The following is a 14,293-nucleotide window of genomic DNA, read 5'->3' as shown; positions in this document are numbered from 1 at the left end:
ATGTCAGATTACTTGTTTTCTCAGTTTAAAGCCAACGAATTTGAAGCCTTGCATAAGGAATTATCTAAAGCTCTGAATATTTCACAAGGTCAACTACAAGCTCTCTATGAGGAGATGCAGCAAGAATTTGAATTAGAGGGCTATCCCGACGATCGGAGGCTTCCCAGAAATATTTCCCACTCTCACGACGAAAGTTTTCAGAAATGCTACGAAGACGCTTTAGTTATTGGAGTCGATATTCCCAGTCTCCTTGAAAAGAACAATAATATTTCAAACAAGAAAACTGTTGTTATCCTCGGACAAGATCCTTTAAGAAAAAGTGATAAAAGAGTGGAGGAAATTGGTATTGCAACACCATACGCTTTACACTTGAAGAGTTGTCGGGAGAAGTTGCGTAATACAAGACTATACTTTGATTTGATCAAAGTCTTACTAGATGCAGGATACCGAGTTTACCTCACAGACATTTTCAAATTATGGGTCAGTGAGGCTAGTTGCGATCGCGGTATTCCTCTGAACAAGCAAGATTGTACTCGCTTCATTCAAGTTCTAAAGGCAGAGTTAGAAATTTTTGAACCACTTGCGGTCATTACCTGGGGAAAAAAAGCAAGTAGCGCCATTAAAAGTATAAAATTAGAAGTCAAACCCCTTGAGTTTCCTCATCCCAGTGGTGCAGCAAATGGTGCTTGGCGTGAACTAATGGGTAAACCACCAACACGAGAAAACCGGATTAATTTCTGGCAGGAAAAAGTTTTTGCCCACTTATCAGGGTTGTAGACAAGGATAATTGCCAGTGCGTTGGTGCAACCCGCCGTAGGCATCGCTTTTCCTGTACGCTACGTTAACGAAAATATAACGCACGATTTTTATTAAAGTAATACCTATAGTAGGTGGAGCGATCGCTTTATTCAGGACAGGTATGACTTTGCTATATTAGATAGTGCCTCACCAATAATCACTCCTAAATAACTTGTAAAATTTCAACAGCAAAAAATCCCTCCATTCTTATGAGTGAAAAACTTCAGACCGAAAAAGACAAGCTACAGGCAAGCACTAGTATAGAGATAATTCAAGAAACAGAAAACGAAAAAATTCTATGTTCTCATTGCCAGCGCACTGCTACGAACGGTATTAAATGTAAAGGGATTTGTGTGGCTGATAATGACTATTAAGGTATAAAATACATTGATTTATCATACACTCCCTTATGATTAATATCAATTCTAATCCTAAACAAAGGGTAAGAAATCGAATTAATAATCAAATTATAGATCATCCTTTTACAGACTATTGGGATATTTTTATTCTTAAACATCAACATCCAATTAATATTACTCTACACATTTTGGGAATATTCTTTTTTTACGGTTTACTCTTTTATACTTGGAAGTTGCAAAACTTTTGGTTGCTCTTAAGCTTACCGTTAACTCAATTATTGGGATTAACCGGACATTTTTTATTTGAGCGTAGCCATATTGATTTACAAGATGCTGTATTTTCTTGGCGGGCTTCTTATTGTTTAGGTAAAATGTTATTTAGAATTTTGACGGGTAAATATCAAGATGATATTCGCCAACGACAAGAAATATTAAATAATTATCTATCAAACAATTATGCAAATATTCAATAACTGGAATGTAATTGCTAAGGGTTGGTATATTGCCTGTCCTAGTCATGAAATCCCTAAAAAAACAGCAAAATCTGTAGAAGTATGCGGTCATAAGATTGCCATTTTTAGAGGTGAAGATGGGCAAGTACGGGCTTTAGATGCTTACTGCCCTCATTTGGGGACAGATTTAGGAATTGGGAAGGTTGATGGTAATTGGATTCGCTGTACATTTCATCATTGGGCATTTGATGAAACAGGAAGTTGTCAAAATATTCCCTGTCAATCAGAAATTCCTAGTCAAGCTAAATTGCAAGCTTATGCAATAGAGGAAAAGTATGGATTTATCTGGATTTATCCAGATGCTGAAGCACCAGAGGGAATGACTGATTTTGATGAATTGAAGGGGAAAGAAATTGTTGCACAAGCTGATATTGCATTTGAAAGAAGTTGCCATCACCATATCTGTATGATGAATGGGATTGATGCTCAACATTTAAAAACAATTCATCATTTAGACATCAAAATGGATTTATCGCTACATCGCAGCGAATTAGGGACGCAAATAGACTTTACAATGCGGGGACAATTCCCTCAAACTACTTGGAGAGAGAAGTTAGGCCAAAGATTTCTGGGTTCTACATATCAATATTCAATGCGTTATGCTCATGGTTGCATTGGGTTGTTAACAATGATGAAAGATGTTAGGCTTTTTCCCCCACTGTTTATGATATATGCTTATACTCCAATTGCACCTGGAAGAACGAGAATTCAACCGATTTATGTAACTGAAAAACGTAAAGGTCTTGTGGGATATTTGCTGAGTCAGTTTTTGTTATTCTGTACACGCTTGGCTTACTATATGCTCAGGGATGAGGATGGTAAGATTTACGACAATATTCGCTTTAATCCAAAGTTGCTCCTTAGTATTGATAAGCCATTAGCTGAATATATGGAGTATGTAAACCAGCTAAAACCGTCTCGATGGTCAAAAAATAGGGGTGTAGAATAGTACATTAGATTAGCGATCGCTTAACCCAACAAAAGCTTTGGTAATGTTGCGTTTTGTTTCTCAATCTAAATACATCTTAATTATTTTGTAGAGTGCGCGATTTACATCAACTCTTATGCAAAAGGTGCAAGATGTGAATACAGAATTGTAGCGTAGATAACCATTCTGGAATCTGTCACATTACACCGTAAATTTACCATAATGGTCGATAAAGTTTTAATGAAATATCATACAAATCGAGTCTAGGTAATTTACGAATAATGAAAAGTTTGCTGATTCCTGTTAAAAATTTGCAGCCAAGCGATCGCATCGCCATGTATGCGTTGCTGCAAAATCACTTCCAAGGTATAACCTGGGATGGGTTTCAAATGGATCTAGAACGCAAAAACTGGGTTTTGTTGTTGAGGGATGAAACATCCAACGCACTCAAAGGATTTTCAACTTTGATGTTATGCCAAAAGACTTTTTTGGGAGAAAAAATTAGTGTGGTATATTCCGGCGACACTATTGTTGATCCTAGTGCTTGGTCGAGTACAACACTACCACGTAGTTGGATTGCCGCTATCAATTTTCTGCGTCAACACTATGCAGAAAATAAACTTTACTGGCTGCTAATTTGCTCTGGTTTTCGCACTTATCGTTTTCTCCCTACTTTTTGGCAAGATTTCTATCCGCGTTATGATGTTACAACACCTGCCGATGTTACAAATCTGATGGTGAGTTTAGCACGCGAATACTATGGTAGTTTATACCAAGAAACAACTGGTATCGTCCATTTCCCGCATCCCCAAATTCTCTGTGAGGCGTTAATTGAAATCCCCACAGGAAGACAGAGTAACCCCCATATCCAGTTTTTTGAAGAAAAAAACCCCGGCTATCGATTAGGGGATGAATTAGTTTGTTTAACTGAAATTAACTATGACAATCTCACTCGTGCTGGAAAACGGATGTGGGAGTCAGAATCATCGTTACAATTTGTGCAAGATTGTGTTCTCATTTAATCTTTATGGTATCTACAAACCCACAATCAAAGTTTAACAATCCGACACAATTTATAGAGGGATGGTACTGGACATTACCATCAAAAAAATTAAAAATTGGCAAGGTAAAAGCTATAACTTTGCTAGGTAGAAATCTGGCAATTTATCGGGGAGTTAGTAGTCAGGTAGTAGCTATAGATGCTTATTGTCCACACATGGGCGCTCATTTAGCAGAAGGTAAGGTAGAAGGTGATGGAATTCGCTGTTTTTTTCATAATTGGAAGTATGACAGTCGCGGAATTTGTGTAGATGTTCCTTCTTTGGGAAAACCGCTACCTGTGTGTATTAAAACTTGGCATACGGCAGAAAAGTACGGCATGATTTGGATTTGGGTGGGACAAGAAAAGCCAAGTTTGCTGCCTTTTGTACCAGAACTAGAACAGGCAGATTGTGATTATATATTGGGGACTAAATTTGTCAAAAACTGCCATCCCAATGTCTTGCTAATTAATGCAATTGATGCTCACCATTTCAATACAGTACACAATCTGCCTTTAGAGATTATATTTGATTCTCAAAACTTCAGCCCTAATGCTATTACCTTCAGCAACACTACACGAGGAGGGGATGATTCTTGGTTAATTCGCCTAATTCGTCCTCTATATCGCAACGAAGTTACTTATAGTATGTGTTACTGGTATGGCAGTACTGGCACTGTGACGTTAGGGCCGGATTTCCTGCACTTCTACATTATATTTACACTGCGAATGATAGAAGGTGGTAAAACTGAAGGGCAAACAATTCTTGTAACTCCCAAGCGTCCGGGATTTTGGGGATGGGTTTTAAATCGTGGTTTGTTATGGTTAACTCAGCAAGTTGGTAATTACTTTGCAAAAGGGGATACACAGGTATTTCAGACAATTCAGTTTGATTTAAAAACTCCCACTAAAGCAGATCAATCTATTCTGGAATTTATTCAGCACGTTAATCACCAGAAAGCTTTAACCTGGGCAACTTGGGACACTGTTAATTATCCAAATATTCAAACCCTATCAACACCTAGCCCTGAACATGGATTCAAAATATAACATTGTCGGTTTTGACCTACCACACACAGATTCTGATGACCGTTTGCGACGGATATTAACAGCAGCATTACCCAATCAAAATAATTATGTTAATTACCCACAATTAAATTATTGGGATGCTGAATTTTTCAATTTACATCAAGTCAATATTTTTCAAGAATCTAATATTACTGAACAATCTGCTATTCTAGAACTTGCCAACCGCAGCCTGTTAGAAGAATCATATTTCATAGAAAAAGCAGGCGTTGGCTACATGGCAAAAATGGTACTCTTAGCAGAAACAATTGAAGAACGAATGCTTTATGCATTGTTTACGGCTGATGAAGCTACCCACCTTCATCAAATTAGCGATTTTTTACCAGAAATGGAAGTAACTAGCACGGATGATCCGTTTTTGCGCTTACTATCAGAAGTAGTTGAAAGTGCAGATAAAACAGTTTTGTTGTTTGTGCTGCAAGTCGTTTTAGAAGGATGGGGTTTAAGCCATTATCGACGTTTAGCAAAGGAATGCCGTTATCCAGTCTTAGCAGAACTTTTTTCCAGTTTTTTACAATCTGAATCCCGTCATCACGCTACTGGAACTACCTTGTTTAATCAAATTACTGTTTCAGCATTCAGTCAAACAATAATTCTTGATGTATTGGCACAGTTTTTGTTGATGGTACAGGTGGGGCCACAAAGCGTACTTGCAGCAATCGAACAAGTGAAAGGACATCTGACGCGATCGCAAAAAATCCAAATTCTAGAAGAACTAGATACTGAAACCCATAGTGGAACGCGATTACAAATATTGCGATCGCTCATGGGGGGAACATCAGCCCAGTCTATCCTGCAAAATTTAGAAGAACGCGGAGCCTTTGAACCACTCCCCGCCCATCAATGTGTGTAATAAATATCAGTCTTATCTCTGCGTGAAATAAAAACGGATATGGAAAAAACTATTCATCGCAAATTACAAATTAACCACACCCGCAACAAACAGCAAGATCATACTGCTTTAATGGATGAAGCAGTTAGCAATTTTCGCTATGAAGGTTGTCAAAACGAGTATTGGAATCCAGAGGAATTTTCCCTGCTATATGGTACACCTTTATGGGAACAGTCCAGTCAACATCAGCGTGTAATTTTGAACCAACTTTACTGGGTAGCTTACTACTCACAAATTGTTTCTGCTGAAATTGCCACTATCTTTTTCAATCAAACCAGTGCAGCCGGACTTTACGCTCAAGAAGATTTCCGCTTAATCTGCGATACCTTAGATTTAGAATCCGCCCAAGAGCGATCGCACATTAACGCTTTCCGCACAATTGCCAAACAGGTTGAACAAGTGTTGTTTGGGGAACTTATCTTTACCTACCCCATGCGCGGCCCCTTTACAGAAACTATGGTTTATGCTGACACCAATGCTCTGAAAAATTGGTGGAAAAAAATTCAACTTCAATACTTTGGGCTGATTTCTGCGAATAATACTTTTTTGGCTTGTCAGTATTTCACTGTCAGGGGAGTGCGAACACTAAACGGCAAATTAGTACAGCACAAACTCAGCAATTATTATCAAAAACATCCCCATCCTGAAGCTGCTCCAATTCCTGCTAAAGTCTCCTATTATCACTTTATGGATGAAAGCTTTCACTTCAATAGTTCGACAATTATATCTCACGATGTTGTCACTTGTCTTAAGCCACCAACTGCTTTTGAGCGACTGGTAGCTAATTTAGGATTGCTGGGATGTCAGCGCGATCATTTTCATTTTTCTGCGGCGATTAACGGGATATTCTGGTACGATCCGGCGTTGTATCACAATATTTATCGGGTGTTGCGATCGCCTATTTTTGAGATGAATGACATGGATGCTAAAGAAATGATGCGGCGTTGTTTTACTGAGGAGTCGGAAGGATTACAGTACAGTTTTTCAACTCATCAGGAGGCGATGAAATCTTATCAAGTGTATATTGAAAAGCTCGATTATCTTTGGCAACGTAATCGGGATATGTCGCTGATGGCTACTAATTCAATTTCTCGATATTTGGCGACTCAAAAAAGAGCTTTTCAAGGTTTTGAATATAAAGAGGATTTGATTTTATCTCACGCAGAGACGCAGAGCCAGAGAGAGGAATGGAAAAGTGTTGTTTAGGTAAAATTATTGCGTATTATGGCTGACTTCTGTAAGATATCCTTTCCAGGTAGCAATTTTGTCCCTATCACTCTGGAATGTCATGAAAATTTGTCTGAACATCTCACGATTCAGAATTCACCTGTTTTGTTTGGTTGCCGGACTGGAATTTGTGGCACTTGTTTGGTTGAAATTATTGGTAATATTCCTCCTCCCCAACTTGATGAACAGGAAATGTTAGAGACATTAGCACCCAAAAATCCCAATACACGATTAGCCTGCCAGTTAGACCTAACAGCTAATATCGCAATTCAGACACTAGAACAATAAATTTGGTTAATACTCCAATGTTTTTATATATCCTACCCATCACCAAGCCTATTGCTCTATTAAAACTGAGCTGATGATTTATCAGCACCTTGGAAATTAGCCTTTTGATGACTTGAATTGCGAAAATTTGCACTTCCTAGAGAACCTATAAATATAGCCTTATCAAGATTGGCTTCTTCAAAGCTAGTGTCGTTAGTATAGGAATAGCAATTGTCAAATTCTGCTTCCTTGAGATTAGAACGGCGGAAATTTGTATCCTGGAGGATTGATCTAAAAAATTTTGCTTTTTTAAGAAGGACATTCTCAAAAATAGCACTTGCAAGATTAACCTCTCGAAAAACTACTCCACTCATATCTGTTATTCTATTTTTTCCACTGAAATTAGTACATTTGAGACTAGCTTCTTCAAAAATCGCTCCTTTAAGATAAGCATCACCAAAATCAGCCATATCAAGACTAGTCATCAGACCTATTTTGCGAAAAGCAGCGCCCTCTAGATCAGCATTTCTAAAATTTGCTCCGCCAATATCTGCCCCGCTAAAAATAGAATTTTTTAAACTAGATCCTTCAAAATCAGCATTGGTTAATATTGCTTCGCTGAAATCAAATTCATCAAAATTTTTACCTCTGCCTGCACCCATGTTTACCTGATGTACTCGCTTCCATTTTTCATCAAGCTTAGTACCGTCGTCGATTATAGCATCTCTTAAATTTGTACGTTTTAGTTCAGCTTGACTCAGGTTAGCACCTTGTAATTCAGCTTTTACAAGAATGGCAAGCTTAAGCTTTGCACGATTGAGTTTTGCATACTTGAGATTGGCATATTTGAGATTGGCACTAGTTAGGTCTGAATCCTGTAAATCTGTTTTTTCTAGATAAGATTCATTAAGTAAAGCATTGTTTAACTTGGATTTATTTAACCTTGCTCCTTTAAGAACCGATCTTGTAAAATCTGTTCCTTGTAAATTTGCACTTGAAAGATTTGCATTTTCTAAATTAACGCCTGAAATTTTAGCTCCTCTCAAATCAGCGTTCCTGAGTTTAGCCTTTTTTAGATCCGCACCTCTAATATCACAAAAGCTAAGGTCTATAACTATATCTCTCGGATCTTGCTTGTTATTACGTCTACAAATTACTGTTAATGCTGCTTGAATGTCAGTTGTTACTGAAATTGACTGCTCTGTTCTAATTTTTTTCAAAATTGATTGATATGTAGATTCTCCTGATTGATTCTCCTCTACTTCAGGTTCTGGTTTAAATACTGATTTTCCTTTCAGTGATTGATCTCTAATATAAGATGTTAGAACTTCTATTACTGTCCAGTGTTCTTCTGGAGAACTCCGAGCAATTTGTTCGAGTGCGAAAATTCCACCCACTCTAACACCTAATTCATTACTGCCTAGCTGATCGACGGCCTTAGCAAATCTTTCGGCTATCTGTTTTTTTTCTGAAGCTACTAGATTGAGCCATGCTGTATATGCAGTTACGAAAAAAAGCAAGCCACTAACTAATTGAAATACAGAACTGTTAAACGTGTTCTGTAAAGTAAGAATATCACGCCTCATCGCAATATAGTCTTTAGGCTCAATCGGTTTATTCTGATTGATTTTGATCGAGTCTATTTGTTGTACAAAGGATTCAAGCTGATGTTTTTGACTGAACCAATAGCCTGCACCCACAACAATAGACACCACAATAAGTCCCAGAGGAACAATATCTTTTAACTTAGGTATATTTACTTGCTTTCAGAATAAGGTTAATAGCAAATTCTATTTGATAAAACAGCTAACTGAGAGTGGTATGGAATAATTATTTAGAGGATGTTTGAAAAGTCGGAAAAGTTGTAAAAAAGCTCTCTCGGTATAGGCTGTGAATAGATAGTAAACAGCACCGAGAGAGGAATATGGGTAAAGCATACCCCAGTAACCTGACCCTGGCACAATATGAGTTTATGAGTGACCTAATTCCAGAAGCGAAACCGGGTGGTCGTAAGCGTGAAGTCGATATGTGGGAAGTTCTCAATGCGATTTTCTACATTCTGGTAGAAGGAGTGAGATGGCGATCGCTACCAGGAGATTTTCCCGCTTGGCAGACAGTCTATAGATATTTTCGCAATTGGCGTAAAGACGGAACTTGGGTGAAAATTCATGACCGTCTCAGGGAATGGATTCGGATTGAAAATCAACGTCACCCAAGCCCATCTGAAGCGATCATCGACAGTCAAAGTGTTAAAAGTGCAGCGATGGTTAATCAATCCGTTGGTTTTGATGGTGCAAAGAATATTAAAGGACGTAAGCGATTTATAACGGTTGATACCTTGGGATTGGTGCTACAAGTCTTGGTAACAGCAGCCAATGTTGGTGAGCGTTCTGGGGGCAAACAAGTTCTCAAACGGGTCAAACACTCCAAACAAAATATATCTCGCTTGACAACTATTTGGGTTGATGGCGGCTTTGATGGCGATTCGTTTATGCAATGGGTGATGAATTTTTGCCGTTGGATTGTGCAGGTGGTTTTGCGACCAGAACCAGCCAAGGGCTTTGTTTTGCTCAAAAAACGTTGGGTTGTTGAACGTACTTTTGGTTGGTTAATGGGATGTCGGCGATTGGTTAGAGACTATGAGCTATTGCCTGAAACATCCGAGACTTTTATTTATCTTGCCATGATCCGGATTATGGTTAGGCGATTAGCATAATCTTTAACATCTAAAAACTTTTCAAACACCCTCTTAGACTGACTGTTTCAGTTTGATATCCTGATTCAGAGAATTGGTCAGCATAACACATCTGTATCATAAATCGGACGGCAAACTTTAGGATTACTTTATGCTAAACCTGTAGCCTTATCTAGAAATGATCGCTCTCACCCACTATGCAATTCGCAGACTTTTGGTATATTGTCGCACTTAGCAACCAACTACAACCTAACAAGGTATTACCACGCACCGTTTTAGGAGAATGGTTAGCGATATTTCGCGGTGAAGATGGACAACCCGTAGCTTTGCGCGATCGCTGTTTACACCGCAATAGCCGTCTATCATCAGGTAAAATCTGTAACGGTGCTTTACAATGTCCCTATCATGGTTGGGTATATGACGGGGTTGGAAACGTTATTGCTGTTCCAGCCGAAGGAAATGACTTCAAACCTTCCCCGCAGCGTCGAGCCAAGTGTTACGCTACCAAGGAACAAGATGGCTATGTTTATGTGCGGTTAGCCGATACACCAAGCGTTGATTTTGAACCCTTTTCTATGCCTCACTACGGACAAACAGGATGGGAGACGGTACGGGTAATTAACCGTTTTGCTAACAATGTTACTAATTGTGCGGAGAACTTTATTGATATTCCCCATACGGCTTTTGTTCATCCTGGTGTTTTCCGTACTTCCCGCCAACAAAAGTTAGAGATGACTGTTGAACGGTGGAATGGTTCGGTTTTGGTGGAGTATCGCAACGAAAACAGTAATTTGGGATGGTACAGCCGTTTTCTGAATTTACAGAGTGCAGAGATTAAACATAGCGATCGCTTTTATATGCCAAACATTACTTCTGTAGAGTATAAAATGGCACGCAATCGTCATTTATTTATTACCAGTCAATCTATTCCAGAAACTGATAATTCAACTCTGGTTTACACAGATGTCACCTATAACTACGGTATCTGGAATAAATTAGCGCGTCCCTTTGTGCGGTGGACTGCTCAACATATTATCCGCCAAGACGTGGAAATTTTGGGTATTCAGGGGGAAGCGATCGCTAAATACGGGACACAATTTTATAATACGCCTGCGGACACAATTCATATATTTGTAGAGTCAATTATGGCAGCTATATCTCGTGGAGAAGATCCGCGTTTATTGCCAAATCAATCAGTAAAAGTTACATTTTGGGTCTGAAAATAATTCGTAATTCGTAATTCGTAATTCGTAATTGATTAAAATCAAGTGTGTGTAATCATAAGTGGGAATACAAAACTTTTCACAATTACTAATTTTTGGCTCTTTTCTCGGATTAATTGGTTGGACTATTACCAATCAGGTTAGACGAACTCAACTCAAAGTTAAAAGTCGTGAAGATTGGTTGCTAGATGTTACAGGATTAACCATTCAAGGAATATTGATTCCTTTACTACAAGCTAGTTTAGTTTATTGGCTTTATCAATATTTACTACCCGCTCAACAAGGATATTTAAAAGTATCATTAGTTACGACTTTTGTTATCAGTTTTGTTATAGTTGACTATTTATATTATTGGAATCATCGTTTATTACATACTAAATTATTGTGGAAAGTTCATCAAGTTCATCATACTGTTACTCAGATGGATGTCTTAGGAACTTCTCGTAACACACTTTGGACGAGCTTATTAATTATTTATTTATGGATACACACTTTATTTTTGTATCTGTTAGCCGATCCAACAGGTTATTTACTTGGAGTAAGTCTAACTTCTGCCTTAGATTTATGGCGACATAGCAGCTTGATAATTCCTGAAAGTAGTTGGCTTTATCAATTTTTATGTTCTTGGTTAATCTTACCACAGGATCATGCTTGGCATCATTGTCGGGAAATACATAATTATAACTATGGGGCTAATCTGAAAATTTGGGATAAGTTACATGGAACATATTATGAAAGCAAAAAAGTGCCGTCTATAATCGGAATTCCTAGCTCATTAAACTTGTTTCAAAAACTTTTGTTTCCATTTTCATGACAGTTCTAAGTAAAATTCTTTCGTTATTTCCCACCTTTATATTATTGCTAACTGGGGCAGCAATAGTCTACCTCGCCTATTCACCCAACATCTTCAGCATTCTGGGGGTGTTCCTTTCTATTTATGGGCTACCAGTGCTAGTTTACCGCTTGCATGAACGGGTTTATCCTGTGCGGGAGGGCATTAGTTATCTACAAGGTAAGGAATATAGTCCCTGGTGGGGTAGTCATCAAATCCAGGTAATTTATATTGCAATTCCGGTGTTGGAAGCAGTGCTGCGACTGATTCCGGGGGCGTTTTCATGCTGGTTGCGATTGTGGGGTGCTAAAGTGGGGCGAGATGTATACTGGACAACAAGATTGGAGATTGCCGATCGCAGTTTGTTAGAAATTGGCGATCGCGTCGTTATTGGGCATGGTGTAGGTATCTATTCTCACATCATTAAACCCCGCAAGCAAAATTTAATGTTGTATGTCAAAAATGTCAAGATTGGCAGCAATGTTTTTGTGGGAGCTGGATCTAATCTTGCTGCTGGTGTAGTCATTGATGATGGTTCTTATTTACCAGCAGCCACCAATCTTTATCCTAATCAAAAGGTGCAATAATGCGTCCGATTATTCAGCTTTTTGGGCAAATCCTCGCGCCAACGGCGAGGCGATTTTATCAAGCTTTGGATAACCCAGAGTTAATGCAGACATCTGTACAGAAGGAAATTTGCGATCGCCTAATCAAGAGTGAGTATGGTAAAACTTTGGGGATTCATTCTGTAGATGATTGGCAGCGTGTGCCAACTGTAGATTATGATGCGCTCGAACCCTGGTTAAATCAGAAACAGCAGCAAATTTCCCTCACTCCCGAACCCATTTTATTCTATGAAAAAACCTCTGGCAGTAGTGGGGCAGTAAAATGGATTCCTTATACTCAATCTTTGCGGCGATCGTTTAATCAGATGTTTTGTGTATGGGCGCATGATTTGATTGTACATGGGCCGAAATTTTCCACAGGCAAACTTTATGCTTGTATCTCGCCGCAATTAAATTTAGCTGATAGCCAAAATTTACAGGATGATTTAGATTACTTAGATGGCTGGTTGCGTTGGTTTTTGCGTCCTTGGTTGGTGATGCCAAATAAACTTAATCGGCTGCATGACGCGAACTTGTTTAAACATCAACTGGCTTTGGCATTATTAGAGGCTGAAAAATTAGAAATTATTTCTATTTGGAGCCCTAGCTTTCTCCAAGTACATTTAAAATATATTCAAGAAAATCAGGATTTATTGCGAACAGAATTACACAATCGGATTTCAGATCATCGCTTGCAATACCTGGGCGAAAGCAATATTTCCTGGATGCAACTTTGGCCAAATTTGAAGCTGATTTCTTGCTGGGATAGTGCCAATGCAGCAGATCAAGCGCAAGGATTAAGATCGCAATTTCCAGGTGTATTAATTCAAGGTAAAGGACTACTAGCAACCGAAGCCCCAATGACGATTCCCTTGATTGTCGCTGGGGGATGTGTGCCAGTTCTCGATGAAGTATTTTTCGAGTTCGAGGATGATACTGGTTCCCTGCATGGTTTACATGAACTCAACATTGGCAAGGAATACACGATCATTTTATCGCAGAAAGGCGGATTGTATCGTTATCGAATTGGCGATCGCATCCGGGTAACTCATTACTATCGCCACACTGCCTGCTTAGAGTTTATCGGACGACATCAAGCTATTAGTGATTTGGTGGGCGAAAAGTTGCAAGAAACTTTTGTAAATAATGCTCTGACTATGTTGAACTTGCAAGAAACTAATTTTAAAACTTTGATGCCCACTGCCGATCCTCCACACTATATTCTATTACTAGATTCGGCAAAAGAAAGCCCAGAAATTATTGCCGAACAATTGGATCTGGCTTTATCAGAATCATATCATTACAAAAGAGCTAGAGCCATCGGTCAACTTGCACCAGCAAAGGTCTTAATCTCTAGTCAAATTCCTGAAATATTAGTTTCCCATCGTATCCGCACTGGAAGTATTTGGGGAGGTATTAAACATCCAATTCTGGCAACATCACCCATTAGCACTGAATTTCTACAAGAGTTGAAGTTGGAAATTGGCCAGAAATAGCTAACCTCTGGATCTTGATGATTTCCTTGCTGTCCTTGTTTATTTAGTAATTTCCCAATAGTCATCATCTGCGATTGCCTCTGTGGTAAGTTGATTTGGATAATTTATTCCTTGGAAATACTTAAGTCTTAAAAAGCACATTTATATGGACGCACAGATGTGCATACCGGAGATAGAATGTTTTTTACCATCAATAAATTAATGTAATTTCGTTCTGTAAATTTTGAAAAATGTAGAAGAATACTACAACCAGTTCAATATTAAAGACGCGAAATGGCATTGGGCTGTACTTCGTCTTACAACGCTAACGCATCTCTAAGGGGATTATTGCGAT

14 protein-coding genes are annotated in these 14,293 nt (G+C 38.6%); 13 read left to right on the top strand and 1 reads right to left on the bottom strand.

Annotated elements, in window-relative coordinates; genetic code table 11:
• The 8 genes from NPUN_RS23735 to NPUN_RS23700 all read left to right on the top strand — a co-directional run bounded on the left by NPUN_RS23735 (position 1) and on the right by NPUN_RS23700 (position 7,129).
• Positions 1-777: a uracil-DNA glycosylase family protein gene (locus tag NPUN_RS23735; RefSeq protein WP_012411016.1), complete on the top strand. Its 777-nt coding sequence runs from the start codon at positions 1-3 to the stop codon at positions 775-777.
• A 430-nt stretch (positions 778-1,207) separates the two neighbouring features.
• Entirely contained in the window at positions 1,208-1,630 is a 423-nt protein-coding gene (locus tag NPUN_RS23730) for an Mpo1-like protein (protein WP_012411014.1), read from the top strand.
• A complete protein-coding gene (locus NPUN_RS23725) occupies positions 1,614-2,618 on the top strand; it encodes an aromatic ring-hydroxylating oxygenase subunit alpha (protein ID WP_012411013.1) in 1,005 nt (334 codons plus the stop codon). The genes NPUN_RS23730 and NPUN_RS23725 overlap by 17 nt, the downstream gene beginning before the upstream one ends.
• Before the next feature lie 260 nt (positions 2,619-2,878).
• Entirely contained in the window at positions 2,879-3,619 is a 741-nt protein-coding gene (locus NPUN_RS23720) for a hypothetical protein (protein ID WP_012411012.1), read from the top strand.
• Positions 3,620-3,624: 5 nt separating this feature from the next.
• The gene (locus NPUN_RS23715) at positions 3,625-4,686 is read left to right on the top strand and encodes an aromatic ring-hydroxylating dioxygenase subunit alpha (protein ID WP_012411011.1); all 1,062 of its coding nucleotides are present in this window, start codon (positions 3,625-3,627) and stop codon (positions 4,684-4,686) included.
• Positions 4,670-5,575: a ferritin-like domain-containing protein gene (locus NPUN_RS23710; protein ID WP_012411010.1), complete on the top strand. Its 906-nt coding sequence runs from the start codon at positions 4,670-4,672 to the stop codon at positions 5,573-5,575. The genes NPUN_RS23715 and NPUN_RS23710 overlap by 17 nt, the downstream gene beginning before the upstream one ends.
• Before the next feature lie 39 nt (positions 5,576-5,614).
• Positions 5,615-6,820, top strand: coding sequence for a hypothetical protein (locus NPUN_RS23705; protein WP_012411009.1), 1,206 nt, complete (start codon positions 5,615-5,617; stop codon positions 6,818-6,820).
• Positions 6,821-6,838: 18 nt separating this feature from the next.
• On the top strand, positions 6,839-7,129 hold the full coding sequence (locus NPUN_RS23700; RefSeq protein ID WP_012411008.1) for a 2Fe-2S iron-sulfur cluster-binding protein: 291 nt from the start codon (positions 6,839-6,841) through the stop codon (positions 7,127-7,129).
• A 59-nt stretch (positions 7,130-7,188) separates the two neighbouring features.
• Here the strand turns inward: NPUN_RS23700 and NPUN_RS23695 are convergent, their stop codons facing one another.
• A complete protein-coding gene (locus tag NPUN_RS23695) occupies positions 7,189-8,820 on the bottom strand; it encodes a pentapeptide repeat-containing protein (RefSeq protein WP_148220352.1) in 1,632 nt (543 codons plus the stop codon).
• Positions 8,821-9,032: 212 nt separating this feature from the next.
• On the opposite strand from NPUN_RS23695, the gene NPUN_RS23690 reads away from it, so the two are divergent.
• The 5 genes from NPUN_RS23690 (at position 9,033) to NPUN_RS23670 (ending at position 13,959) form a co-directional block, all read left to right on the top strand.
• On the top strand, positions 9,033-9,824 hold the full coding sequence (locus NPUN_RS23690) for an IS5 family transposase (protein ID WP_012411006.1): 792 nt from the start codon (positions 9,033-9,035) through the stop codon (positions 9,822-9,824).
• A 176-nt stretch (positions 9,825-10,000) separates the two neighbouring features.
• Positions 10,001-11,023 (top strand): aromatic ring-hydroxylating dioxygenase subunit alpha, encoded by a 1,023-nt coding sequence (locus tag NPUN_RS23685; protein WP_012411005.1) that lies wholly within the window; start codon positions 10,001-10,003, stop codon positions 11,021-11,023.
• A 64-nt stretch (positions 11,024-11,087) separates the two neighbouring features.
• Positions 11,088-11,840: a sterol desaturase family protein gene (locus NPUN_RS23680; RefSeq protein ID WP_012411004.1), complete on the top strand. Its 753-nt coding sequence runs from the start codon at positions 11,088-11,090 to the stop codon at positions 11,838-11,840.
• Positions 11,837-12,445 carry a hypothetical protein gene (locus NPUN_RS23675; RefSeq protein WP_012411003.1) on the top strand — a complete coding sequence of 203 codons (609 nt, stop codon included), beginning with the start codon at positions 11,837-11,839 and terminating at the stop codon, positions 12,443-12,445. Before NPUN_RS23680 ends, NPUN_RS23675 begins: the two co-directional genes overlap by 4 nt.
• Complete coding sequence (locus tag NPUN_RS23670) at positions 12,445-13,959, top strand: GH3 family acyl-acid amido synthetase (RefSeq protein ID WP_012411002.1); 1,515 nt, start codon at positions 12,445-12,447, stop codon at positions 13,957-13,959. Before NPUN_RS23675 ends, NPUN_RS23670 begins: the two co-directional genes overlap by 1 nt.
• Positions 13,960-14,293 lie beyond the last annotated feature (334 nt).

Source organism: Nostoc punctiforme PCC 73102 (assembly GCF_000020025.1).
GTDB lineage: Bacteria > Cyanobacteriota > Cyanobacteriia > Cyanobacteriales > Nostocaceae > Nostoc > Nostoc punctiforme.
This window is presented reverse-complemented; position numbering and strand designations above follow the sequence as displayed.